Source organism: Bartonella sp. AP58NXGY (assembly GCF_042195785.1).
Taxonomy (GTDB): Bacteria; Pseudomonadota; Alphaproteobacteria; order Rhizobiales; family Rhizobiaceae; genus Bartonella.
Genome location: NZ_JBHIOY010000013.1, coordinates 1 through 21,897, shown reverse-complemented (window position 1 = coordinate 21,897; position 21,897 = coordinate 1). Strand labels below are relative to the sequence as shown.

Below are 21,897 nucleotides of genomic sequence, written 5' to 3'. Positions count from 1 at the left end.
GACACAATTGTGAGTGGTTGGTTGTTAAAGACACTAGATTTAGGTGAAAAAATAAAAAATACACAATATCGTGATTTTTTTGTTGACAGGATATGAAAAATAGTGTTTTATGGCACTGCTGTACTGGTCGAATTGCGTCCAAAATTACAGCAGAGAATTCCTCATTAACTTCTTTTATTAAATTGACATGATGATTTAGAGCCCTGCGTTTTGCGGGGTTTTTTGTTATTTGGAGAAAGTATTTTATGACAGCAGAAAATACAAAGCAGGCTCCACAATCCAAAAAAATGCCACCCAATGCTGGAAAAGGGCGAATAAAAGGCGTTCCCAATAAAACAACGAGCCTTTTAAAAGAGTCGGTCATTGAAGCTGCTGAACGAGCAGGCAAGAAATATGGTAAAGAGGGCTTGATCTCTTATCTGGAAAAGCAAGCAATCAAATGCCCCGCTGCTTATTTGGCATTATTGGGGAAGATTTTGCCTCTTCAAGTGACAGGCGAGGATGGCGGGGCGATTAAAATGATAGGGCGCGTGGAAATAGCCCCTTTGGTTTATGACAACGAGACAGATTAAGATTGTACCAAAACTCATTCCTATTTTTACAGGAGACGCTTTGGTACGCGCGGCTTGGGGTGGGCGAGGCTCTGGAAAGACAAGATCATTTGCCTTGATGGCGGCTTTAAAAGGCTATCAATTTGGTATGGGAGGGATATTGGGGACTATTCTTTGTGCACGTCAGTTTCAAAATTCGCTAGCAGAGAGTTCATTGGAGGAGATTAAGCGCGCCATTGAAGCCCATGATTTTTTAAGGGACTATTACAAGGTTGGAGAGGCTTCGATTAAGTCAAATGATGGTCGTATAGCTTTTCAGTTTTCTGGTCTGGACCGCAATATAGCCAGTATCAAATCGATGGGACGCATTTTGCTTTGTTGGGTTGATGAGGCAGAGCCCGTGACAGAGACAGCTTGGCAGACACTTATTCCAACGTTGCGTGAAGAAGGCGAGGGGTGGAGAGCAGAGTTATGGGTGACATGGAACCCGTTGCGAGATAATGCACCGGTTGAAAGGCGATTTCGCTTTTCAGATAATGCGGCAATCAAGCGTGTAGAGATCAACTGGTCAGACAATCCGAAGTTTCCTAAGATCTTAAATGAAGCGCGGCTTGATGATCTGAGAAACCGTCCAGAAACTTATAAGCATATCTGGGAGGGGGCGTATCTTACAGCGGTTCAAGGCGCTTATTATCAGAGGGAAATGTTGGCAGCCGAGCAAGAGGGACGGATAGGGCGTGTTGCGCGTGATCCTTTAATGCAGATACGCGCCTTTTGGGATATTGGGGGCACAGGTGCTAAGGCAGATGCCACAGCAATCTGGATAGCGCAATTTGTTGGCAGAGAGATCAGAGTGCTTGATTATTACGAAGCGCAAGGACAACCGTTATCAGAGCACATAGGCTGGTTACGTCACAATGGCTATGAGAAGGCATTGATGGTTCTCCCCCATGATGGTGCAACAAGAGACCGTGTACATAATGTGAGTTTTGAGAGTGCTTTAAATGATGCGGGTTTTGAAACGCAAGTCATTCCTAATCAAGGGGCGGGTGCTGTCAAAATGCGGATAGAGGCGGTGCGACGGATTTTGCCTTCAGTTTGGTTTAATGAAGAGACGACCGTAGCAGGGCGCAAGGCACTCAATTGGTATCACGAGAAATGGGATGAGAAGCGGGGTATTGGTTTAGGCGCCGAGCATGATTGGTCCAGTCATGGGGCAGATGCCTTTGGATTGATGTGCATTGTATATGAAGCACCACGCATTAAACCGCAACAAGAACGTTATCGCACTATGGAAAGAGAAGCGACATCATGGATGGCATTCTAAGTCATAACTCTAAAAAAACGGCAGATTTTGATGAAGATGAACTCTATAGGCGCTTGAAATCTTGGTATAAGGAAGATGTCGAACACGTCAATGAATGGCGTGAACAAGCGCGTGAAGATTTTGATTTTTATAATGGTCGTCAATGGGCAGAGGAAGATCTTGCGGTTTTGAAGGCACAACGCCGCCCCGTTATGACCTTTAACCGTATTGCACCACTGGTCAACGCAATTGTTGGGGCAGAGCGTAATAACAAGCGTGAAGTGCAGTTTCAACCAAGGCAAGTAGGAGCAGCAATATCCAATGAATTGCTCACCGGAGCAGCAGAATGGTTTCGTGATGAAGCAGAGGCGGAATATGCCGATTCCGATGCTTTTCAAGATATGGTCATCTGCGGCATGGGCTGGACAGATACACGGCTTGATTATGAAACAGATCCTGAAGGAACTCCTGCTGTCCAGCGTTTAGATCCGTTGAAAATGGTTTGGGATGCTAATGCTGTAAGACCCAATCTCATTGATGCACAGCGTATGTGGTATGTTGATCGCAAATCTGTTGAGGATGCGAAAAGTCTTTTTCCTGATGTAGAAGTTGAAGATCTTAACGCCGATTGGGCTATCGATAGTACAACCGCTTCTGAGGAGTATCATGTCTCACTTGATGCGTATCATGATGACTCCAATGCGACTTCTCTCTCAGAGCCGTGTTCTGGGAAACGCTATGTTACGCTGGTTGAATGCCGTTGGTTTGAATATGAAGCTTATTTCAAGGCACCTGATCTTCAAACAGGACAAATGCGCAGTTATAGCAAACGAGAGTTTGAACAGCTTCAAAGGGTAGCACCACAACTTCAAGGGGTGTGTTTTAATAAAAAGGTGGTCAAGCGCGCTTTTCTGGGGCGGCGTCTTTTAGCAAAGCCTGATAAACCCTTAGCACCAGATGGACAGCTTGGCTGGGAATGTATCACAGGCACGCTGGATAAGCTTAAAAACCAGTTTTACGGGATTGTTCGCCCCGCAAAAGATCCGCAAAAATGGTCGAACAAATATTTTAGCCAAGTCATGTATATTTTAAACAGTCAAGCCAAAGGTGGTTTGATGGCAGAACGAGGAGCTTTTGATGATGAGCGCCAAGCATTAGAAAATTGGACACGAACCGATACGATTACGTGGGTGAAAAACGGGGCGCTTACAAGAGGAAAAATCCAACCAAAGCCAAGTGCGCAATTCCCTAATGGTTTCTTTCAGCTGTTTAATGAATCGCGTGAAGCGATAACGCACGTAACAGGATTATCGGCAGAGTTTATAGGCACAAGAGAGGTTAATCAAGCGAATGTACTGGAAAATACACGCCGGCAATCAACGCTTAATTTGCTTGCGGGGCTGTTTGACAATCTCAAGCTTTATCGGTGTAGGCAGGGAAAGATTATCCTTTATCTGATTCAGAATTATCTCTCTGATGGGCGTTTGGTTCGGATTTCTGGACCAGAAAATGCGCAGTATGTTCCATTAACTCGTGAAGCTGTCACAACGCTTGAATACGACATTATTGTTGATGATTCACCGACAAGCCCCAATGAAAAAGAGAAAACTTTTGCGGCAATTACGCAGATGTTGCCGTTACTTGGTGGTTTCTTAACACCGGAGATGATTCCAGATCTTTTAAAGCTTTCGCCACTACCGGCAACATTGGTAGCAAATTTAACGGCAAAAGCACAGCAGGCGCAACAAGAACAACAACAACAGCAAATGATGCAACAAAGCCAAGGGGCGCAATTAACTCCAGAGCAACAAGCAAAGATTGCTGCTCTCCAGCAGGAAGCGCAAGCAAAGAGCACACTCTATCAACTTGATGCGCAGCAGAAACAAACGGCATTGCAGCAGAAAAATATCGAACTTTTCTTGAAACAAGAACAAGCGCGTATGCAGCTTGAGTTGCAACAGGCAAAAAATGAGATAGCGCAGCGTGACCTAGAGCGCAAAGCTTTACAGGCTCAGTTGGAACACTATCGAGTTTTGACAAAAAATATAATAACACATTGAAGGGACAGAATATGGAAGAAGAGTTTACGCCTGAAGAACAAGCAATCTATGATGAACATTTTGCCAGTGATAATGCTATTGAATTGGTCGAGCCTGAACAAGTTGAGGAAGTTTTTGATGCAGAGGAAAGTTCTGAACAGCCAGCTGTAGAACCACTTCAAGAGCAGCCAAATTCTGATGTAATAGAATCTGATAAATTAGAGCAAGAGCGGCAAGCACGCCAAAAGGCAGAACAAAGCGCCATTGAAGCGCGTGAATTGGCTATTGAACTTGCGCAAAAATATGCCGCAATGCAGGAAGAAATCACGCGCCGCCGTGAGGAAAATGTTCCCTCCCTAGAAGACGACCCACAAGCACATGTTGCATGGCTTAGTCATAAGGTACAAGAACAACAGAAATTACTTGATGAGTTTTCTCGCATAAGAGAGAGCCAAGAGCGCATGAGTCAAGAGGAATATGAACGCCAAAAGTTAGGGGATTATTTCGAGGAAGCCAAAGCGCAGGTACAAGATAAATATCCGGATTTAGACAGTATCACCGATTATCTCTATGAAAGAGCAGACAGTGTCCTACAAGCGCAAGCAAGCCTTTATCCGCAATGGAAAGACCCCGCAGCACGGCAACAACAAATTGGTGCTGAATTGCGCCAAATATGCCAACAATGCCAAAAAGCCGGTATAAACCCAATAGAGGTGCTGGTGCAAAAAGCAAAGGCTTTTGGCTATAGTGAAGCACCAATAAAGGATGAAGTGGAAACCCTTCAAGAGCGTTCTCAAGCAGCGCGAACACTTACAGCGCGCAGCGGGCAAGTTCCAACAGGCGGTATGGATGTGAGAACGCTCTTTTCCATGCCGGAAGCCGAATTTGCTGTATGGGTTGAGAAAAATCCCAAAAAATTTGAACAAATTATGAGTAGAGCTTGAAGATGTGCGTGGTGACGCAACAGAGAGAACCAAGTGATTTTTATCGTTTGGGATAGCCGCAAGGCGAGTTTTAAAAACCAAGAAAGGCATTGATTGAAATGGCAGTAACAGAAGTAAAGCTCAATGACCCATTAGCCGTTGGCGTTTGGGCTAAGATACTAAACACAGAAACTTCAAAAGCGTTGCCTATTGCACCGCTGATGGGGGAGAGCAAAAACAGCATTATCCAAGTGTTGGATATGCTAGGGAAAAGTGCTGGTGACTCCGTTACGAGTGGATTACGAGTTCAACTGATGGGGGATGGCGTTAGCGAGGGACAAACGCTGGAAGGCAATGAAGAAGCACTCCAATTTATGAATGAAAAGGTGCACATCAACGAGCTTACTCATGCGGTGCGCATCAAATATGAAGGCTCTATTGATCAACAGCGTGTTCCCTTTAGTTTGCGTCAGGAAGCAAAGGATGGGCTTGTTGATTGGTATGCAGATCGCTTAAGTTTGATGTTCTTCATTCAGGCAGCAGGTTATACAGCACCATGGATGCAGTTTGAAGGACGCAACATAACGCTTAAACCGGTGCATTATGGTTTTAATGCTCCATTAGAGCCAAGCAAATTGCGTGTTATTCGCCCAGCTAAGAAAAAGACTGATGAAGAGCTTACAAAAGACGATGTTTTTACATTAGATCTTATAGATCAAGCTGTTGAACGTGCTAAACTTGCTAATCCACGTTTGCGCCCTGTTCGTGTTGATGGAAAATCTGCTTATGTGATGTATCTCCACCCAACACAGGTGACCCAATTGCGTACCAACACAAAGAGCGGGCAGTGGTTAGACATTACCAAGGCGGCTTATGATGGTTCTGGAGCGAAGAATCCAATTTTTAATGGTTCTTTGGGGATGTATAACGGTGTCATTTTGCGTGAAGCAGAGCATGTCCCTAATGGTGTTAATTCAAAGACACAAGAGCCTGTAACATCTGTTCGTCGTGCTGTTTTGCTTGGTGCGCAAAGTATCATCATGGCTTATGGGCGTATTGGTAATGGTGCAACAGGAGGCAATGGGGAAAATAGTGCGACGCGTTATAAAATTGTTGAAGAACTGTTTGATTATCAACGTGAATTTGGTTTGGCTGCAAAAACCATTATCGGCATGAAAAAGTCACGCTATACCTTGCCGCATTCTGATCAAGGGGGACAAGATTTTGGCACGATTGTTATCCCTTCTTTTGCTGAAGCAAGCTAACAATTTTAACTTCATTAAAGGATGACAATTATGGCAGAAAAACCGCCAATTACACAAAAACCTGCTGAACCTGTTGAAACCGTTGAGACTGTTGGCATGACAGATGAGGGATTGCCACATGTTTTGCAAGGACGCAACAATTGTACACAGCAGGTTAGTTATTTACGGGCACGTGTTAAATGTACAGACCAAGGGTTGATAACGAAAATTGGTGTTCTACCCCGAGGGGCTTTTATAAAAAGTATTACAGCTTATCCCATGGAGGATTTTGAAGATGTAAAAGCTACATTTGGAAAAGAGCCTCATGGTAATGATTATGGAGATATAGGGCTTACGCAATATTCCAATAGCGATCTGTACCTCCCTATGAAGGAACGAGATGTTTCGTTAGAGGCTGAAAGTACGATTTATATGACACGAGACAAGAAAAGCACCAAAGGTGATGCTGAGGTGATTGTTGAGTTTTATACAAATCGTTAAAGGCAAGGGGGCGTTTGTTGCTTGCGTCCCCCTCCCATACAAGATGCCGCAAGACATTTGGAAGAGAGTCATATGACAATAATAGTACAGACAGGTGGTCCGATTGGAGACAAACAGACCATTGCTCCTTGGGATAAAAATTTTATCCAGATGTTAAACGATATTCAGGATGAAATAGATGATCAAACAGATGAGTATGTTGATCAAGTGCAAAGGGCGATATTTTCGGCTATTCGCTTTTGTGAACGATTGCCTTTTTATTTCAATGAAAGCCGCGAAGTTGTTTTTACCACTATAAAGGGAAAAAGCCGTTATGGTGCAGAGGCACATCCTTCAATGACAGGGGCTGTTCGCATTGTTGATGCTTACATTTATGAAGATAATCACAGCAAAGCAAAGCTTTTGCATACAGATCCGCTTGTTATTGAGAGCCTTGTGAATGATTGTAACCATGGCATGTCCACGCGATACAGTTATTTTGAACAAAAGCTTATTTTGTATCCAATCCCAGACCGTATCTATTCTATCAGGCTTATTCTTGATCCTATAAGAATAAAAGACATAGAGAGTGCACAAGAAGCTTCAATATGGTTTTTGGAAGCCTATGAACTGATCAAAACCCGCGCAAAATATGAAATTTATACCAATATTATTAAAGAACCACAGATGGCTGCGGCAGCTTTTGCCATGTTTCAAGAGCAACTCGATGCGCTACAAATTGAGACTTCACGGCGCAAGAATTTGTTGAGAGTTCAACATACGGATTTCTGATGACCTTTATTCCTATTGCTGAGTTTAGACCAGATGTTGCATTTATTAACACTGGTTATTCTCGTGAGATTGTGAACGTTTTACCAGCACCCAATTCCTATATTCCAGTTCCCAAAGTTGCCCCCGTTTCAGAACCTTTTCCGGATGTGATTTTAGGAGTCTATGCAGTAAGGTCGTTAAGTGGTGTGCGGATTATTGTAGGGACATCAACAAAGCTTTACGAATATGATAACAGCACACGCGGTTGGAAAGATATTAGCAAGCTTGGGGAACAATATCACGCCAATGAAACGGCACCTTGGTCTTTTGCTGTCTTTGGTGATTATATCATTGCCGTTAATAACAATGATACACCGCAAATATTCGCCTTAAAGACAGCAGAGAGATTTGAAGATTTGGGGGGGAATCCCCCGCGTGCTGGACTTGTTCGTATTTGGGGAGATTTTGTCTGTTTAATGAAATTAACAGATAAGCCAAATCGTGTTCATTGGTCAGGTCTCAATGATGCAACACACTGGAAAGTTGGTGAGAAAAGTTGCGATTATCAAGATTTCCCAGATGGGGAATATGTACAAGGAGCAACGCAAGCAACCAACCCGCTTATTTTTATGCGTTCTGCTATTTATCATGCAACCTTCGTTCCAGGGTCTAAAATAATATTTAGTTTTGTAAAAATAAAAGACAAAATAGGGGCAAAAAGTAGCACAGCAATTGCAAGTCGTGGAGATTATACTTTCTTTATTTCTGATGATGGTTTTTATCAAATCAACAATACTGGTGAGATGTTGCCTATTGGTTTTGGCAAAGTCGATAAAACTATCTTTACGCTTTACAATAACTTTGCCATTGATGAAATAAAAGCCTGTATTGATCCGGTCTATTCACGCGTTTATTTTTCTATAAATGACGATATGATGGGGATGAATATCTATGTTTATGATTGGCTTTTGCAAATATGGAGTGTCATTAAAGGACAGAGACTTCACTTATTTCCTCTCTTTGCGGCGGGTTACACATTAGAAGGTTTAGACGAAGTACAAGAATGCTTGAGAGATTTACGCGCTTCTCTTGATAGTAAAATGTGGCAAAATGGTGCGCCAATGTTGGGAGCGTTTACACAAGACAATAGATTTGGTTTTTTTGCTGGTCCTCCTATGGAAGCTGTCATTGCTTCACAAATTGTAGGGGATACGGGCAGACAGATTAATCTTATGAGTGAGGCTTTTGTTCAAGCAGATACGACAAGTGGTCTTTTAAGCGTTGGAGCTGCTTTTATCATTGATAATAGAAATCAATTAAATTGGGCGAAAGAGCGTTACGCGGGCTATAGCAGCGGAATGTACAATATCCGCTCTAGGGCACGCTATCATGCTTTGCGACTTAGAATACCAGAAGGCACCCCATGGACACATATAACAGGCTTTGATGTAACGCTCAAACCCGCGGGCATAAGATGAGTTTTAAGATCTATAATACAGAAAAATGGAGCGCTGAACAAATGGCGCCCTATTTTGAGAATGTCATAAAATCGATAGCTTATTTTAATCAAAAATTCCCTGATGATTATAATACAGAAACCATTTTAAACGATATTTTGAAGGGAGAAAAAGTTCTTTGGATTATCGTTGATGCGCATGAAAACTTTATGGCGCATGTCACAACACAGTTACAAGAACTCGTCACTGGAGCATTAAGGGCGGTTGTTGTCACACTTGGTGGAAAGGGAGGAGCGCCCTTAACAAAGCTTATCACTCAGATTGAAGCTTATTACAAGAAAAAAGGGGCAAAAGAGCTTGTCATCATAGGCAGGCGAGGGTGGGAAAAATCTCTTAAAACGCATGGATATCTCGTTAATCTTTTAGAATATAGAAAGCAGCTTTAACATGGGAAAAAGTTCTAAACCAATCCAGAATACCCAAAACACGACGCAAACAAATGAACCCCCTGCATGGGCAAAAGGTATTTTTGAACACGCCGCTCAAGATGCCATGACTTTTTATAATCAAGGCAGCGGAAAAGCCGTCTATGATGGGCAACGTGTAGCAGGTTTAAGTGATCAAACAAAGAATGCGATTAATGGGCTTAGCAATAATACGCATAACTATGATAACAATTATTTAAATGGATTAGCCACATGGCAAAATTCAACAAGCCAAAACTTAAAGAACATGGCTTCAGGGCAACAAATAGGCAATAACCCTTACTTTAATGAAGCACTTCAAAACGCATTAAATAAAGCAACAAGCTCTATTAACAGTTCGCTAGCAGGAGCTGGGCGTTATGGTTCGGGTGCACATACCGGCGTTTTGGCTGATGAATTGGGGGGCATAGCAACACAAGCTTTATCACAGCAATATAACCAAGATGTCAACAACATGATGAATGCCAATAGTCTCATTGACCAAGCAAACCAAAATCAGTTGGCGGGTGCCAATAATTTCTTTCAAGGTCAAGGTCAGGCAAATCTCAATGCGTTGACGGGAGGGAGTGTGCTTGATGCCAATCATCAACGGCAATTGGATGAAGAGCGGCAAAAATGGGAACAGCAGAACAATCTTGATTGGGACCAGTTAAGTAAGTTGCTCGCAGCTGGTGGAGCTGTTGCTGGAAATTACGGAACGCAAACAGGACAAAGGACGACATTGACTCCACAGCCAAAACCTAATCCGTGGGAGATTGTTGGAAATGTTGGAACTATCCTTGGTACTTTTGCTGGGCTTAGTGACATCAGAGCAAAAGAAAACATCAGAGAAGCTGGGCAGAGAAATGGCTATAAACTCTATGAATACAACTACAAGGGGCACCCAGAGCGCTATCGCGGGGTGATGGCACAGGATGTTTTGAAGTCAAAGCCAGAAGCTGTTTTCTTGCATAAGGCGACAGGTTTTTTGCATGTGGATTATAGCAAGCTTGGCTTTGAGATGGAAAGGGTGCAGTGATGTTTTGGCGAGAAGAATTAAATGCATTAGAGCGTGAAAAAGCTTATAGAAAGCGTAAAGCGTTGGAACTTGCTGCTTTTAGCACAAACTCTTTTGATGCGAGCAATGGGGATAATACTCCACAAAAATTGAGTCCTACAGAGCTTATTCGTGGTTCTCAAACAGGGACAGAACAAGCTGGGAAAAAAACGCCAGCAGAATTGATTATGTCTACAGATGATTTAAAGCGCCAAATGCCTCCATTGCCGGATGTTTCAAAGGATACTGTTAAGATACAAGAGGCGCCAGAGCAACAAAAACATGACTTTTCAGAGCAGGGAGGTGTTGCATCAATGATTCCTCAATCTCCACTTGTTGGGAACATTGATCAGTCTAGTGGGGATGAAGCTGGGCGACAGCAAAAAGATGTGATGGATTATATTGCTCAACTTAATGAGAAATCTATAGCGGAAAACTCTTTGAAAAACAATTCTGGAAATGATGAAGAAAAGCTTTTTGAGGCACCCATAGGAGAAGAAAAACATTTGAATGCACACTTACCAGAAGAGGAACATTTAAAAGCAAGTGCTAAGCCCGAACAGGCAACCGATTATGTAAACGCAGTTGGGAACTTTATTCATAAAGATGCAAATCCAAGCAGCTTATGGGAGCGTTTTAGAAAATCAGAATTTTCCGAGCATCTCATGGATTTTTTTGCGGGGTTAGCATCAGGAAAAACACCGCAAGAAAGTTTTTCAAATGCGGCACTTGTTATGCGGCAGGGCAATAATGTACGTGCTCAAAATAGACCAATTTTTGAGTTTTTACGCTCTAAGGGATATAGTGATAAAGACGCACAAGCCCTTGTGCAATATCCAGATCTTGCCATGAAAGTTATAGGCAACACATTAAGCCCTCAAGAAGGCTATAGAACATTGACATCAGAAGAAAAGGCAGAGCAGGGATTGCCTGAGGATATGACTTTCCAAGTCTCAACAAGCACAGGTAAAATTATACCTGTCCAAGGAGGACAGCGTTCCACTGCTTCTGGATTAGGAAGAAATACTGATAACATGCTGTCAAAGCCTGAATCAGGTTATATGTATGTTAAGGACGAAAATGCACTTGGTGGCATACGTGCGATGCCAATTGCAGGCAGTGGTTCAGAACATAAATTAATTCAAGAACAGAAGGAGGAGGAGCGTAAAAACCAACAAATGCAAATGCGAATTCTGGAAACAGCAGACAGGTCAAATCGTATACTCTCAGCATCTAAAGAATTGCTAAAAACTATTGAGGAACACCCGCATGTTGTTGGTTTCACGGGTTCTATAGGGTCGTTCCTTCCTAATTCTAAGGCAAAAGATTTTGGGCATATGCTCGATTCATTGAAGGCAAGTATCGGGCTTGATGCCTTGAGAAAAGCAAAAGCATTTTCACCAAATGGCGCATCTGGCTTTGGGAATTTGTCTAATATGGAATTGCAAGCATTGCAAAACTCTGTAGCAGCACTGTATCAAGATCTTTCTGCAGAGCAAATGAAGAAATCTTTAAAAACAGTTATTGACACTTTCAATAAATCCAATGCAGCAACGCGCGCAATTCTTTTTGGTGGTGCAGAAGCAACAAACGAGCTCGTTCGAGCCGCCTATGGGCAAGATGCTTATAAGGGAAATCATGCACAGTCAAATGATCCACTAGAAAAACAGATAGAAGCATTGCCGGAAGGCATGTTGTTCGTTGATAGAGATGGACGCATTAAGGAGAAACAAACCAATGGCTGAAGTAATCCCCCCTCTTATTAATCGTAAAAACACAAGAGTCATTGGGCATATAAGCGACTATACACCAGAACAGCTTCAAGAGCTTTTCGCGAAGAATAAGGAAAGGCTAAGTGGTTCTGTTACAGGAAATAGTGGTGCAACAGAAGAAGATAGTCCACAACCAAGTGCAGCGGGTGCTTTTGGATGGGGTGCTCTTCATGGGTTAACTATGGGGTATGATGATGAAATAGCTGGAGTATTCGCTTCGGGACCTCTGGGACCTATTAATTATTGGATGGGAGATAAAGAGGCAGTCAAAAAGTATAATGAAGTGACAAAGCGATGGCGTGATTATCAAAGAGCGGCGAACCGAGATCATTTTTATGCATCTCTTGCGGGGAATTTAGCGGGCGCTGCAATTCCTTTTCTAATACCAGGTCTTGGCGCTCCTGCTGCTGCTCGTGCGGCAATTGGGGCTGATGTTGTGCTGGGAGGTAGAGCTGGTGTTGCAGGAGCACAAATAACCAGTAAAGCTTTAGCAGCAGGAGAAAGGGCGGTGCAATCTGCTTTAGCAGAGGGTGCGGAACGGGCAGCGGCAAAAGCTGCAGGTGAAGCAGCAATGAAAGCAGTAGCAAGTAAAGAGGCGGCAAAATTTAGCTTGGGGCGTGCAGCAAAAACTGGAGCCATTTATGGTGGAATAGCAGGCAGTGGTGAGGGGGAAGGGCTTGCAGATACTCTAGTGTCTGCTGGGGTTGGTGCAGGGCTAGGCGTTGCAACACCATTTGTGGCACATTCTGCTTTAAAGGTTACACCTTTTGTTACAAAACCATTCAAAGTAACGGCTTCTGGTGTTAAGAAAACATCTGCTGTTGTCAAAAAAACAGCTGAGAAATTGTTTGGTAAAACTGAACCAATAACACAAGGTGTAGAAAAAGAAGCATTTCAGATAAGCGATAGAGCGCTTAGGGATGTAAGCCAAACTTTAGGGGATGAAGGTGTTGATAAACTTGAAAGGGCATTAAAACAGCGAGGTCCTGATTCAATGATTATTGATCTTCATGATGAGCTTGCTACAAGAGCTTTTAAGGCAGCAAAAAAAGATTCTGATACATATTCGCTCATAAGTAATCGTTTGAATGAAAGGCAAGATGCGAGTGCATTGCGGGTAAAGAATGCGTTGACAGATGTGATGGGTCCAAAAGTAGATACGCTTAATTTAAAGCAAGAGATTATCAAACAAGCACAGAAAAAGGCTGAACCATTTTATGAGAGGGCGAAAGCTTCTCCCATTTCTAATGCTGTTCGTGAAGATTTATCGCGGTTGCAAGAAACTCCTGCCTTCCAAAAAGCCTATAAAAAAGCAATTGCGCAAATGCCAAATGAAGCGGATGCAACAGTTATAGGGAGCAATGGATATCCAAAGCTGAATATGCGAATTTTACATAAGATGAAAGAGGTTTTGGATGATCAAATTAATTCTGCGCGCATCAAAGGAAAACAAGGATATGCGCGAGATTTGACTCTGTTCAAACAACGCATTTTGGACGTTTTGGATACGTCCTCTCCAGATTATGCTAAAGCACGGAAAATTTATTATGACGAGCGTACTATCGGTAATGCTTTGGAGCAAGGAAAAAAAGCACTGAATAAGAGCGTTAATCTCGACACAATCAACAGTCAACTTTCGGATTTTGGGTTGATGGAAAAAGAGGCTTTTCAAAAAGGTATACGGTCGCAACTAGAACATGCGGCAGGCAATGCACAGAATTTTGACCACAATCTTTTGAGTTTGTTTGACACAAAAAATGGTCAAGAAAAATTACAGCGTATTTTTGGTGAAGATAAAGCTAAGCAACTTATGAAAGTGTTGCGACCAGAAGTGGAAAGAACAAAACTTTTTGCACGATTGCCAAACCATATGGGTGAAGTAGAAGAAAAGGCTATAGAAGACGCTGCGATTGGAGGAAAGATTCATCTAATCAAGACAACCCTGAAAACTTTAGCAAGAGAATGGGGACGCAAACTCTTAGGAGTGCATAGAGAGACTGAGAGAGATATTGCGGCTCTCATAACAGCACGGGAAAAAGAAGATTTTGGGTTAGCAAGGGAAAAAGCTGTTGAATTAATTAAGAAGTTTCATGAAGCAGAAAAGAAACGCTTAATAACACGAGAAAATTATACAAAATTCATTAATTTTGTTGGCATTATTTTGAATAGCAGCGTTGATAGAACGGTTATAAACTAATGATCAATTTTCATCCCAATGTGAAGAGTGCTATCTCACAGGCAGCACAAAAATATGGTTTGCCAGAAAGCTTTCTTGAACGGGTTGCTATGATAGAAAGTAAGGGTAATCCAAATGCAAGAAATAGCAAAAGTAGTGCAGGGGGGCTGTATCAATTTCTCGATTCAACAGCAAAGCAGTATCAACTAAATAATAAGTTTGATCCCTTTCAAGCAACCGATGCTATGGCGCGATTAACGAAGGACAACACGCGTTATTTAACCACAGCATTAGGCAGAGAGCCAACACCAGCAGAACTTTATCTGGCACACCAACAAGGACCAGCAGGGGCTGTAAAACTTATCAAAAATCCACATATTCCAGCAAGCCAGCTTTTAGGGCGTCAAGCCGTCACACTCAATGGAGGTCGCATGGAAGCGACTGCGGGGGATTTCGTGAATCATATTTATAGGCTTTACAATAAAACGGCAGATGTCTCGAAGAGAATGATACAATCCCCCCAAGGCAATTGGCAAACCACACCAAATGAAGCGGTGCCCAAGTGCGGCGTTGAGAGATTTCAAAAGGCGATTCAAGGTGATCAAGCAAGACAACCATTGGTAGCAGAGAACACGCCATTATCAAACAGAGTGCATGCTTCTGAAAGTGGAGACACTCTCATAGGGCAGGCTATGGACAATACACCATTGCAAGCGCAAGGGATTGATGCTGGTGCGCTTAAAAAGGGTGTAATGAATCTGGTTGATTTGATCAGACGGAATAAAGATGCACAAAATCAACAAATAGAGATGGCACATCAACAAATGATGCAACAACCAATGATGGCGGGGTTTTCACAATCAAGTGCACGCCCGATAGATTTAACGCCCCTTATTGATTCCTCAAGGAGAAATCCTGTTCGCGCATATGGGCAGCAAAAAGAGCAACAATTACGGGAAGAATTATTAAGAAGAACGGGGGCTTATCATGTCTGATATTTATGATTGGTCGTTAACAGCTGATAAAAATGCGCATTCAGATAGCATGATTAATTGGGCAGAGGGACAACCACCTAGTTCTGTCAATGATAGTGCGCGGGTCATGATGCAGCGTATACGTGAATATCTTGCCGATAATGGTGGTTCTCTTGATACAAAATTTATGGTGAATGGGGAAGATAAAACAACATCCATAACGTTAACAACGGTTTCACCTCTAGCAAAATATAAAAATGATATCATTCTACGCTTTAAAGCGCGTGGTACAAATGTGGGACCCGCGACAATAAATGTGAATAATATAGGAGCAAAGTCACTCTATAAAGCAACCAATACGGGGATAGTGCCATTGACAGGTGGGGAGCTTCAAACGGGGGGTATTTATGAAATAGTCTATAATGATGGTGTATCAACAAAAGATCTTGATGGCTGGTATCTTTTAAATCCTACCCCTATTCCACCACCAAAGGTAGAAACCTTCCCTTGCGGGTTTATTGCAACCTTTGCTATGCAAGAAGTACCAAATGGTTGGCTTTTATGTGATGGTGCTACTTATGAACGCAAAGATTATCCGCAATTATTCAAGGCGATAGGGGATAAATGGGGAAAAGATAGCGATACAACCTTTAAAGTTCCAGACTTTAGAGGAATGTTTTTGCGCGGCTTTGACAATGGTCGCGGTTTAGACAGAAGTAGAAAATTTGCCGATATACAGAAAGATTGTCTTAAATCGCATACGCATGTTGCTACCATTGAAGAAGCAGGGCAACATACCCACGAGTTTCAGTATAATGGAGTGGGATGGAGTGCCAATGATATTGGTAGAAGAAATCCCTCTTATCACTATGCCGTTCTTGGAGGAACAACACAACCTGCTGGAGTGCACACGCACAAGGTAACGATTTCTTCAACAGGCGAAGCAGAAACACGCCCTGTTAATGTACCGGTTGTTTATGCCATAAAATCGTGAGGTTTTCCAATGATCAATAATCCGTCTGCTATTGATGATATTGCGGACGCGGAGCAAATCCGCGTCCTTTTTTATGCAAGCAATAGAATGGTCCATGCACCATTAAATAAGGTGCTTGATCTTGTCAAAAGCGACATACAGCATGATCTTTTAAGCGCTTTGGCAGAATATAAAGAAGCGACAGATCAACGCATAGAGATCATGCAAAAACTTATTGATGAATTGCAGTCCTCTCTCTCTCACAACAAGACAACGAACTGATTAAGGAATGAAACGCGATGCCATTACCCTATCACACACATATATTTAAGCTTGAACCAGCAACAAAAGAAGAAGTCAAAGAAGGTGTTTTAGATAGTAAGGCTCTTGCACCTGTTTCAGTGGGGAGTGCAGCAGCTTATGAGGTAGAATATTTTGCAACCGCTGCTCAAGGAAAAAAGGCTGATGATGCTATTGCAAAGAGAGATATTGGAGCTCTTGCTTACAAAGATAAGGTTACAATCAACGATATTGAAGCAAGTGGTGAAGCGCATGAGAATGCGATTTTATCAGGCGCTGGCTGGGTAAAAATATCGCCTTTAGGGATTGGCGATATGAAGGCTGCTACATATGACCCCGATAATGTGGGGTCAAATGCATTTTCTATGGAAAATATGCACGAGGGTCCTACCAAAAAGATCTTAACCACAGAGGAAAGATCAAAGCTACGATGGTTGAGTTCTACCCAACCAACGATGGAAAAGTGGCGGAGGGGAGATGAAGGTGTTTATTATCCTATCTCTCCAATAGATCTCAAAAATACCATTAGTTATTTTATAGGCTCAAAGTCTATTGGTATGTCAAAATCAGTCTATGATCCAGATAAAATAGAAAAAGATGCATTTGATATGGAGAATATGAAGGAGGGGAAAAAGCATCTTATCTTAACCCTTCCAGAACGTGCACAGATTGCAAAAATTGATAAAGTTGAAGATGTTGCACAACAAGGGATTCATGTTGCAAGTGAAGCAAAAAATGTTGTGGATGTTGCATTAAATACAGCGAAAGATGCAAAAAAAACGGCTGAGACAGCACAAAAAACAGGCGAGAGGGCACAAGCTGAGGCAAATATTGCGCAAACAGCAGCCGATAAAGCGCAAGATACAGCACATAGTGTACAGAAAAAAGTTGATCTCATTCAATCTCTTGAAAAACAAGACTGGATTGATGGCACAAAAACAATAAATGCGCTTATTTCACCAGCCAACCTGATGGCTTCAATCAAAGCAAATAGTAGCAATAGCAGCGGCGGTAGTAGCGGCAACAATGATGGCGGGGTTAGAAAACCAGTTGAAATTCTGATGACAGAAAGCGGAGATATTCTATTGCCTGATGGTATTACTGCTGACACCGATATCGAAGTATGGGCTTGGGGCGGTGGTGGTGGTGGTGTTAAAGATGGCGGCGGAGGCGGCGGTCAATGCGTGCATGTTAAAATGAAAGGTTCTTATTTAGATAAATTAAAAACAGCTTACATTGGTCGTGGTGGTAAAGGCAATGACAGTAACATTTTATGCAATGGTGGTAAAACAATTATCAAAGGGCTTGTTACTGCAGAAGGAGGATATTCCGTCTCCATGATTTTTGTTAACTTTGGAGGGAAAGGTGGCGATGGAGGAGGAAACAGGGACGGCAGCAGTGGTGAAAGCTTTATTTTTTCTGGTGGTAATGGTGGAGGGAGTGGAAGTGACGGCAAGAGAGCTGGTACTGGTGGAAGTTCTTTTCTTGGCGGCGGCGGCGGCGGTGGCGGTAAATGTAAGGGTTCTATCATGGGGCAGGGTGGTGAGAGTTACAAAGGTGGTAGAGGTGGTCGTGGCGGCAATGGAGCTGGCGGCGGCGGCGGGGGATATTTCGATGGGAAATCCGGAGGCGACAAAATTGGCGGCGACGGTGGTGACGGAGCAGTACTCATAAAAGTATATTTATAAGGTGAATTGAACAATGGTACGGAAAATAAGTAAAGACTGTTTATACTGTTTAAAAAAGTGGGAAGGTTTGCGCTTGCAGGCTTATCAAGATGCTTCTGGCATATGGACGATTGGTTATGGTCATACGAAAAAAGCCGGTCAACCAACAGTTGTTGAAGGTATGGTGATTACAGAAAAAAAAGCTGAAAACATGCTTTTAGCAGATTTGCGGCAATATGAGAGGGCGGTAGAAAAAGCAGTTTGTGTGAATTTAAGCGACGAGCAGTTCGGCGCTCTTGTTTCCTTTTGTTATAATATAGGCATTACATCTTTTCAAAATTCTACATTGCTAAAAAAACTCAACAAGGGCGATTATGAAGCGGTACCAACCGAATTGCAGAAATGGACCAAAGCGGGAGGCAAACGTTTACAAGGTCTCGTACACCGGCGTGTAGCTGAGGCAGGGCTATGGGCGAAAGGGGCTTATGTTTCTTCTAATTATCAAACAGTAGAAACGAAACAACCAACAGGGTTTCTCAAAGCAGAAGCATTGGCACCGATTATTGGTTCTTTCTCAGGTCTTGGTGGGTTTTTAGCGGGCAATGGACCAATCCAATGGGCTTTAGCCGCCATTATGGTTTTAGCCGCATGTACTGGCATTTTCTTTGTTGCTAAACGCTTTCAGGAGCACCGCCTATGATCTTATGGATGAAAAGAAACTTGATGGTAACAGGTGCGGCTTTAGCCGCTTTTTTTATAGTTTTAGCCAAAGCTTTCACTCTTGGAAAAAAGGCTGAACAGCAAAAGCAAACAGAAAAAACCTTAAAAGCAGCAACAACCCGTCTTGAGGTAGAAAATGAAATTAACAAAAAAAGTGATACTGATGTGCGTGCTGCTCTCTCTCGTTGGTTGCACGACAAATAAATATATCTCTTCTTGTGTTGGTTGGTTACCTATTTATTTAAGCCAGCAAGATGTCGACACCATCAGTTCGAGCTTAGCAAGAGAGATCTTAAAACATAATAAGCAAGGAGAACGCTTGTGTGGGTGGCAACATGGTAAGAAAAAAAGCTGAAAAACATACAGAGCTTACAGAATCGGAAAAAGAAATGCTTCAAGAAATGATCATCACCTATCAAAGCGTGAAAATGATGTCTCGCTTGATGAAGTGGATAGCATTTTTTCTTTTTTTGCTTATCCTTGATTTTGCACGCCTCATGGATGCGTTAGATAATGTCATTGCACATTTAAAGCAGTGGTTTTCAAAGAATTAGTCTCACTAAATTTATCCTTAAAATATGAAAAAATGATTAGGCTTGCAAAAGCTTGAGGGAATGAACTTCGCTTATGAAAGAGGAAAGTTTTACACAAACGCTGTTTGCGTGGATGGGTGGTAAACACTATCTGCGTAAGAAAATTATACCGATTTTAAATAATATTGACCATGAAACCTATGTTGAACCATTTTTAGGCTCTGGTGTTATTTTCCTAAATAAAAGACCAGCAAAATATTCCGTGATTAATGATTTGAATGGAGAGATCACGAATCTGTTTCAATGCGTTCAAAACCATTTTGATGATTTAGCCAAACGATTGGAGTGGTTTGTTTGTTCAAGACAGTTGTTTTTTGACCTTGCGGCAATTGACCCCAAAAGCCTTACCAAGGTAGAAAGAGCCGCCCGTTTTTTATTTCTCCAACGTTGTGTGATGTATGGGAAAAAAGAGTATGTCTCTTTTGGCTTTGGAAGAAAAAAGCCTATAGTATTTAATCCCGAAAAACTTTTAGCGAGGATGAAACGTGTTAGACAGAAGCTTCTTGATACGACGATTTTAAATTTATCGTGGGAGCGGGTTATCGAGCTATTTGATGCACCCGACAGTTTATTTTATCTAGACCCTCCTTATCTTGTGAAGAAGAAGTGCTATAGCTCTGGGAATTTTGTTGAAGATGATTTTGTAAGTATGGCAAGAGTTCTCAATAGCATTCAAGGGAAGTTTGTTTTGAGTCTGAATGATTGTGATGCGGTTCGAGAGATTTTTAAGGATTTTGATTTTTTAGAATTAGAGACCCTTTGGACCTCTGGTTTTGCTAAAAAACCACCCCGAAAAGAACTCTTGATTCGCAATAATTGAAGAAAATCATAAAAAGATTTGTTAGAATCAGAGAAATATTTCTTCTCTAACAGGGCTTTTATATGGTTACACCCTTTGGCAAAATTTTACGTAAACTTCGCATTGATCATTCAGAACGCCTTTTAGATATGGCTAAAAAATTAGATATATCTGTAGCATTTTTATCATCTGTAGAGATTGGCAAAAAATCTGTTCCTGTAGGATTGGAGGAAAAGATAATTGAACTCTATGCTTTAGATCAAGAGGTAGCAGAAATTTTGAGAAGAAAGTCGGATTCTTGTCGCAAAAGTTTTATTATAAAGCCTTCTGATACTTTCAGATGTGAAACTGTTGGTATGTTTTCTAGACTGATAAACATTATTTCACAAGAAGATTTAGAACTATTAAAAAAATTATTAGAGAAAGCTGGCAAAAAGAATGCATTTTGTAAAGGAAAGTGTAAAAATCCTATTCCCGAACCTTTATTTATTTATCCCGAACCTTAAAAAAAGTCATATAAAATCAAGAAGTTATAGCACGATAAAAGTGCTGTGGCGGAGGGGGTGGGATTCGAACCCACGGTACAGTCTCCCGCACGCCGGTTTTCAAGACCGGTGCCTTAAACCGCTCGGCCACCCCTCCAAACTAGATATGCTTTTTGACAAACTTCTTGTAAAAGGTCAATCATTTTAATACGCTTTCTATAGTGTTTTTTAAGTTTCAATAAAAATAATTCCTCATAAGCCAATTCTTTGAGTGTGTTACCTAATCGTTTTATTTTTAAATATGGTAATTTTTTCTGAAAAAAATGAAAGGCAGATATGAGATTTATCATTTTATTTTGCTGTCTAAAAGTTTTTCAGAAAGCAATATTTTTTTAGTTTTAACAATCATTTTCATAATGATAGTAGATGTTCAATAGAAGGTTTCTGATAAATTATATTAAGTTCTTTGTTGATATGTATTTTTGAATTATTTTATCTTTTTAGATCGTTCATGTTCTGCGAAGAGGAAATGTTTGTTGACTAACAGTAACTTGCATTATTTAGATAAAATTTTACGTGAGATTTGTATCGATAGTTTTAAGCCTTTTCCAAACATGACTGGAAATTAGATATATTAAATGTTTTTTTCTGTGAGATGAGCAAGAAGTTATTTTGAATGAAAAAAAGACTATTGAGCAATACACTTAGATCAGTAGATAAAAATCCTCTTAATGAAAGAATTAAAGTCTTTACAATAAATTCTTCTGATTCGTTTAGTAATACAAAAGCAGAAAAGACGGAAAGCAAATCTGGAAATGTGAGCATGTTTGTTAAGGTGACGAAATTTGGAAATCCAACTCCTTCATTTCTGTTCATATGTCCTGATATAAAAATCATATGCAAAATAAAATCATAAAAACACATGGTACGCCCAAGGGGCGGGTATAGAGTAAATAAAATCAAAGAATTATATAGAATATAAGGGAATTAATGAATTTTGATTCTATTACGTTTTTTTGTCTCTACCCCTAACTTTTTTGGAGCTTTTTTATAGCTTCAAGAGCTAGTCTTTTACGATCTGCACTCTTTGTATAAAGGGATGCCATCTGATCTTCTGTCCAGCCAAAAATTGCTTTCAATTGTGAT

At 41.4% G+C, this 21,897-nt stretch carries 22 protein-coding genes, 1 tRNA gene and 1 pseudogene; 22 read left to right on the top strand and 2 right to left on the bottom strand.

The annotated features are described in order from the left end of the window. Positions 1–245 precede the first annotated feature (245 nt). The 22 genes from ACFINC_RS08020 (at position 246) to ACFINC_RS07915 (ending at position 20,772) form a co-directional block, all read left to right on the top strand. Positions 246–572 carry a hypothetical protein gene (locus tag ACFINC_RS08020; protein ID WP_375616856.1) on the top strand — a complete coding sequence of 109 codons (327 nt, stop codon included), beginning with the start codon at positions 246–248 and terminating at the stop codon, positions 570–572. Then, positions 553–1,878: a PBSX family phage terminase large subunit gene (locus ACFINC_RS08015; RefSeq protein WP_375616855.1), complete on the top strand. Its 1,326-nt coding sequence runs from the start codon at positions 553–555 to the stop codon at positions 1,876–1,878. The genes ACFINC_RS08020 and ACFINC_RS08015 overlap by 20 nt, the downstream gene beginning before the upstream one ends. Next, the gene (locus ACFINC_RS08010; protein WP_375616854.1) at positions 1,863–3,917 is read left to right on the top strand and encodes a portal protein; all 2,055 of its coding nucleotides are present in this window, start codon (positions 1,863–1,865) and stop codon (positions 3,915–3,917) included. The genes ACFINC_RS08015 and ACFINC_RS08010 overlap by 16 nt, the downstream gene beginning before the upstream one ends. A gap of 11 nt (positions 3,918–3,928) precedes the next feature. Further along, a complete protein-coding gene (locus ACFINC_RS08005; RefSeq protein WP_375610772.1) occupies positions 3,929–4,840 on the top strand; it encodes a hypothetical protein in 912 nt (303 codons plus the stop codon). 98 nt (positions 4,841–4,938) lie between these two features. Further along, positions 4,939–6,084 carry a N4-gp56 family major capsid protein gene (locus ACFINC_RS08000; protein WP_375610773.1) on the top strand — a complete coding sequence of 382 codons (1,146 nt, stop codon included), beginning with the start codon at positions 4,939–4,941 and terminating at the stop codon, positions 6,082–6,084. A gap of 30 nt (positions 6,085–6,114) precedes the next feature. Further along, positions 6,115–6,564, top strand: coding sequence for a hypothetical protein (locus ACFINC_RS07995; protein ID WP_375610774.1), 450 nt, complete (start codon positions 6,115–6,117; stop codon positions 6,562–6,564). Positions 6,565–6,636: 72 nt separating this feature from the next. Continuing rightward, entirely contained in the window at positions 6,637–7,335 is a 699-nt protein-coding gene (locus ACFINC_RS07990) for a hypothetical protein (protein WP_375616853.1), read from the top strand. Then, the gene (locus ACFINC_RS07985) at positions 7,335–8,792 is read left to right on the top strand and encodes a hypothetical protein (protein WP_375610776.1); all 1,458 of its coding nucleotides are present in this window, start codon (positions 7,335–7,337) and stop codon (positions 8,790–8,792) included. The genes ACFINC_RS07990 and ACFINC_RS07985 overlap by 1 nt, the downstream gene beginning before the upstream one ends. Positions 8,793–8,833: 41 nt before the next feature. After that, complete coding sequence (locus ACFINC_RS07980) at positions 8,834–9,217, top strand: hypothetical protein (RefSeq protein ID WP_375610794.1); 384 nt, start codon at positions 8,834–8,836, stop codon at positions 9,215–9,217. Between the two features lies 1 nt (position 9,218). Then, positions 9,219–10,274: a tail fiber domain-containing protein gene (locus ACFINC_RS07975; protein ID WP_375610777.1), complete on the top strand. Its 1,056-nt coding sequence runs from the start codon at positions 9,219–9,221 to the stop codon at positions 10,272–10,274. After that, positions 10,274–12,037, top strand: coding sequence for a hypothetical protein (locus ACFINC_RS07970; RefSeq protein ID WP_375616866.1), 1,764 nt, complete (start codon positions 10,274–10,276; stop codon positions 12,035–12,037). The genes ACFINC_RS07975 and ACFINC_RS07970 overlap by 1 nt, the downstream gene beginning before the upstream one ends. Continuing rightward, positions 12,030–14,261: a hypothetical protein gene (locus ACFINC_RS07965; RefSeq protein WP_375616852.1), complete on the top strand. Its 2,232-nt coding sequence runs from the start codon at positions 12,030–12,032 to the stop codon at positions 14,259–14,261. The genes ACFINC_RS07970 and ACFINC_RS07965 overlap by 8 nt, the downstream gene beginning before the upstream one ends. Beyond that, positions 14,261–15,235, top strand: coding sequence for a transglycosylase SLT domain-containing protein (locus tag ACFINC_RS07960; RefSeq protein WP_375616851.1), 975 nt, complete (start codon positions 14,261–14,263; stop codon positions 15,233–15,235). Before ACFINC_RS07965 ends, ACFINC_RS07960 begins: the two co-directional genes overlap by 1 nt. Further along, a complete protein-coding gene (locus ACFINC_RS07955; protein WP_375610780.1) occupies positions 15,228–16,208 on the top strand; it encodes a tail fiber protein in 981 nt (326 codons plus the stop codon). The genes ACFINC_RS07960 and ACFINC_RS07955 overlap by 8 nt, the downstream gene beginning before the upstream one ends. A 9-nt stretch (positions 16,209–16,217) precedes the next feature. Further along, positions 16,218–16,469 carry a hypothetical protein gene (locus ACFINC_RS07950; protein WP_375610781.1) on the top strand — a complete coding sequence of 84 codons (252 nt, stop codon included), beginning with the start codon at positions 16,218–16,220 and terminating at the stop codon, positions 16,467–16,469. Positions 16,470–16,486: 17 nt separating this feature from the next. Then, the gene (locus ACFINC_RS07945; RefSeq protein ID WP_375616850.1) at positions 16,487–18,175 is read left to right on the top strand and encodes a hypothetical protein; all 1,689 of its coding nucleotides are present in this window, start codon (positions 16,487–16,489) and stop codon (positions 18,173–18,175) included. Between the two features lie 13 nt (positions 18,176–18,188). Then, complete coding sequence (locus ACFINC_RS07940) at positions 18,189–18,854, top strand: lysozyme (RefSeq protein ID WP_375616849.1); 666 nt, start codon at positions 18,189–18,191, stop codon at positions 18,852–18,854. Further along, the gene (locus ACFINC_RS07935) at positions 18,851–19,078 is read left to right on the top strand and encodes a hypothetical protein (protein WP_375607326.1); all 228 of its coding nucleotides are present in this window, start codon (positions 18,851–18,853) and stop codon (positions 19,076–19,078) included. Before ACFINC_RS07940 ends, ACFINC_RS07935 begins: the two co-directional genes overlap by 4 nt. Then, the gene (locus ACFINC_RS07930; protein ID WP_375607327.1) at positions 19,011–19,229 is read left to right on the top strand and encodes a hypothetical protein; all 219 of its coding nucleotides are present in this window, start codon (positions 19,011–19,013) and stop codon (positions 19,227–19,229) included. Before ACFINC_RS07935 ends, ACFINC_RS07930 begins: the two co-directional genes overlap by 68 nt. Further along, positions 19,210–19,428, top strand: coding sequence for a hypothetical protein (locus ACFINC_RS07925; protein ID WP_375607328.1), 219 nt, complete (start codon positions 19,210–19,212; stop codon positions 19,426–19,428). The genes ACFINC_RS07930 and ACFINC_RS07925 overlap by 20 nt, the downstream gene beginning before the upstream one ends. Positions 19,429–19,501: 73 nt before the next feature. Next, on the top strand, positions 19,502–20,287 hold the full coding sequence (locus ACFINC_RS07920) for a DNA adenine methylase (RefSeq protein WP_375616848.1): 786 nt from the start codon (positions 19,502–19,504) through the stop codon (positions 20,285–20,287). A gap of 62 nt (positions 20,288–20,349) precedes the next feature. Then, positions 20,350–20,772 (top strand): helix-turn-helix domain-containing protein, encoded by a 423-nt coding sequence (locus tag ACFINC_RS07915; RefSeq protein WP_375616847.1) that lies wholly within the window; start codon positions 20,350–20,352, stop codon positions 20,770–20,772. A gap of 46 nt (positions 20,773–20,818) precedes the next feature. Here ACFINC_RS07915 and ACFINC_RS07910 read toward each other — a convergent pair. Together ACFINC_RS07910 and ACFINC_RS07905 are read right to left on the bottom strand one after the other, a co-directional pair. Beyond that, positions 20,819–20,908 (bottom strand) — tRNA-Ser (locus tag ACFINC_RS07910). A gap of 871 nt (positions 20,909–21,779) precedes the next feature. Next, positions 21,780–21,897, bottom strand: a pseudogene (locus ACFINC_RS07905) (integrase); the annotation flags it as partial.

Bases quoted from the DNA above. Each gene is read 5' to 3' on its own strand.
- ACFINC_RS08020 (WP_375616856.1), top strand. From the start codon at position 246: ATGACAGCAGAAAATACAAAGCAGGCTCCACAATCCAAAAAAATGCCA.
- ACFINC_RS08015 (WP_375616855.1), top strand. From the start codon at position 553: ATGACAACGAGACAGATTAAGATTGTACCAAAACTCATTCCTATTTTT.
- ACFINC_RS08010 (WP_375616854.1), top strand. From the start codon at position 1,863: ATGGATGGCATTCTAAGTCATAACTCTAAAAAAACGGCAGATTTTGAT.
- ACFINC_RS08005 (WP_375610772.1), top strand. From the start codon at position 3,929: ATGGAAGAAGAGTTTACGCCTGAAGAACAAGCAATCTATGATGAACAT.
- ACFINC_RS08000 (WP_375610773.1), top strand. From the start codon at position 4,939: ATGGCAGTAACAGAAGTAAAGCTCAATGACCCATTAGCCGTTGGCGTT.
- ACFINC_RS07995 (WP_375610774.1), top strand. From the start codon at position 6,115: ATGGCAGAAAAACCGCCAATTACACAAAAACCTGCTGAACCTGTTGAA.
- ACFINC_RS07990 (WP_375616853.1), top strand. From the start codon at position 6,637: ATGACAATAATAGTACAGACAGGTGGTCCGATTGGAGACAAACAGACC.
- ACFINC_RS07985 (WP_375610776.1), top strand. From the start codon at position 7,335: ATGACCTTTATTCCTATTGCTGAGTTTAGACCAGATGTTGCATTTATT.
- ACFINC_RS07980 (WP_375610794.1), top strand. From the start codon at position 8,834: ATGGCGCCCTATTTTGAGAATGTCATAAAATCGATAGCTTATTTTAAT.
- ACFINC_RS07975 (WP_375610777.1), top strand. From the start codon at position 9,219: ATGGGAAAAAGTTCTAAACCAATCCAGAATACCCAAAACACGACGCAA.
- ACFINC_RS07970 (WP_375616866.1), top strand. From the start codon at position 10,274: ATGTTTTGGCGAGAAGAATTAAATGCATTAGAGCGTGAAAAAGCTTAT.
- ACFINC_RS07965 (WP_375616852.1), top strand. From the start codon at position 12,030: ATGGCTGAAGTAATCCCCCCTCTTATTAATCGTAAAAACACAAGAGTC.
- ACFINC_RS07960 (WP_375616851.1), top strand. From the start codon at position 14,261: ATGATCAATTTTCATCCCAATGTGAAGAGTGCTATCTCACAGGCAGCA.
- ACFINC_RS07955 (WP_375610780.1), top strand. From the start codon at position 15,228: ATGTCTGATATTTATGATTGGTCGTTAACAGCTGATAAAAATGCGCAT.
- ACFINC_RS07950 (WP_375610781.1), top strand. From the start codon at position 16,218: ATGATCAATAATCCGTCTGCTATTGATGATATTGCGGACGCGGAGCAA.
- ACFINC_RS07945 (WP_375616850.1), top strand. From the start codon at position 16,487: ATGCCATTACCCTATCACACACATATATTTAAGCTTGAACCAGCAACA.
- ACFINC_RS07940 (WP_375616849.1), top strand. From the start codon at position 18,189: ATGGTACGGAAAATAAGTAAAGACTGTTTATACTGTTTAAAAAAGTGG.
- ACFINC_RS07935 (WP_375607326.1), top strand. From the start codon at position 18,851: ATGATCTTATGGATGAAAAGAAACTTGATGGTAACAGGTGCGGCTTTA.
- ACFINC_RS07930 (WP_375607327.1), top strand. From the start codon at position 19,011: ATGAAATTAACAAAAAAAGTGATACTGATGTGCGTGCTGCTCTCTCTC.
- ACFINC_RS07925 (WP_375607328.1), top strand. From the start codon at position 19,210: ATGGTAAGAAAAAAAGCTGAAAAACATACAGAGCTTACAGAATCGGAA.
- ACFINC_RS07920 (WP_375616848.1), top strand. From the start codon at position 19,502: ATGAAAGAGGAAAGTTTTACACAAACGCTGTTTGCGTGGATGGGTGGT.
- ACFINC_RS07915 (WP_375616847.1), top strand. From the start codon at position 20,350: ATGGTTACACCCTTTGGCAAAATTTTACGTAAACTTCGCATTGATCAT.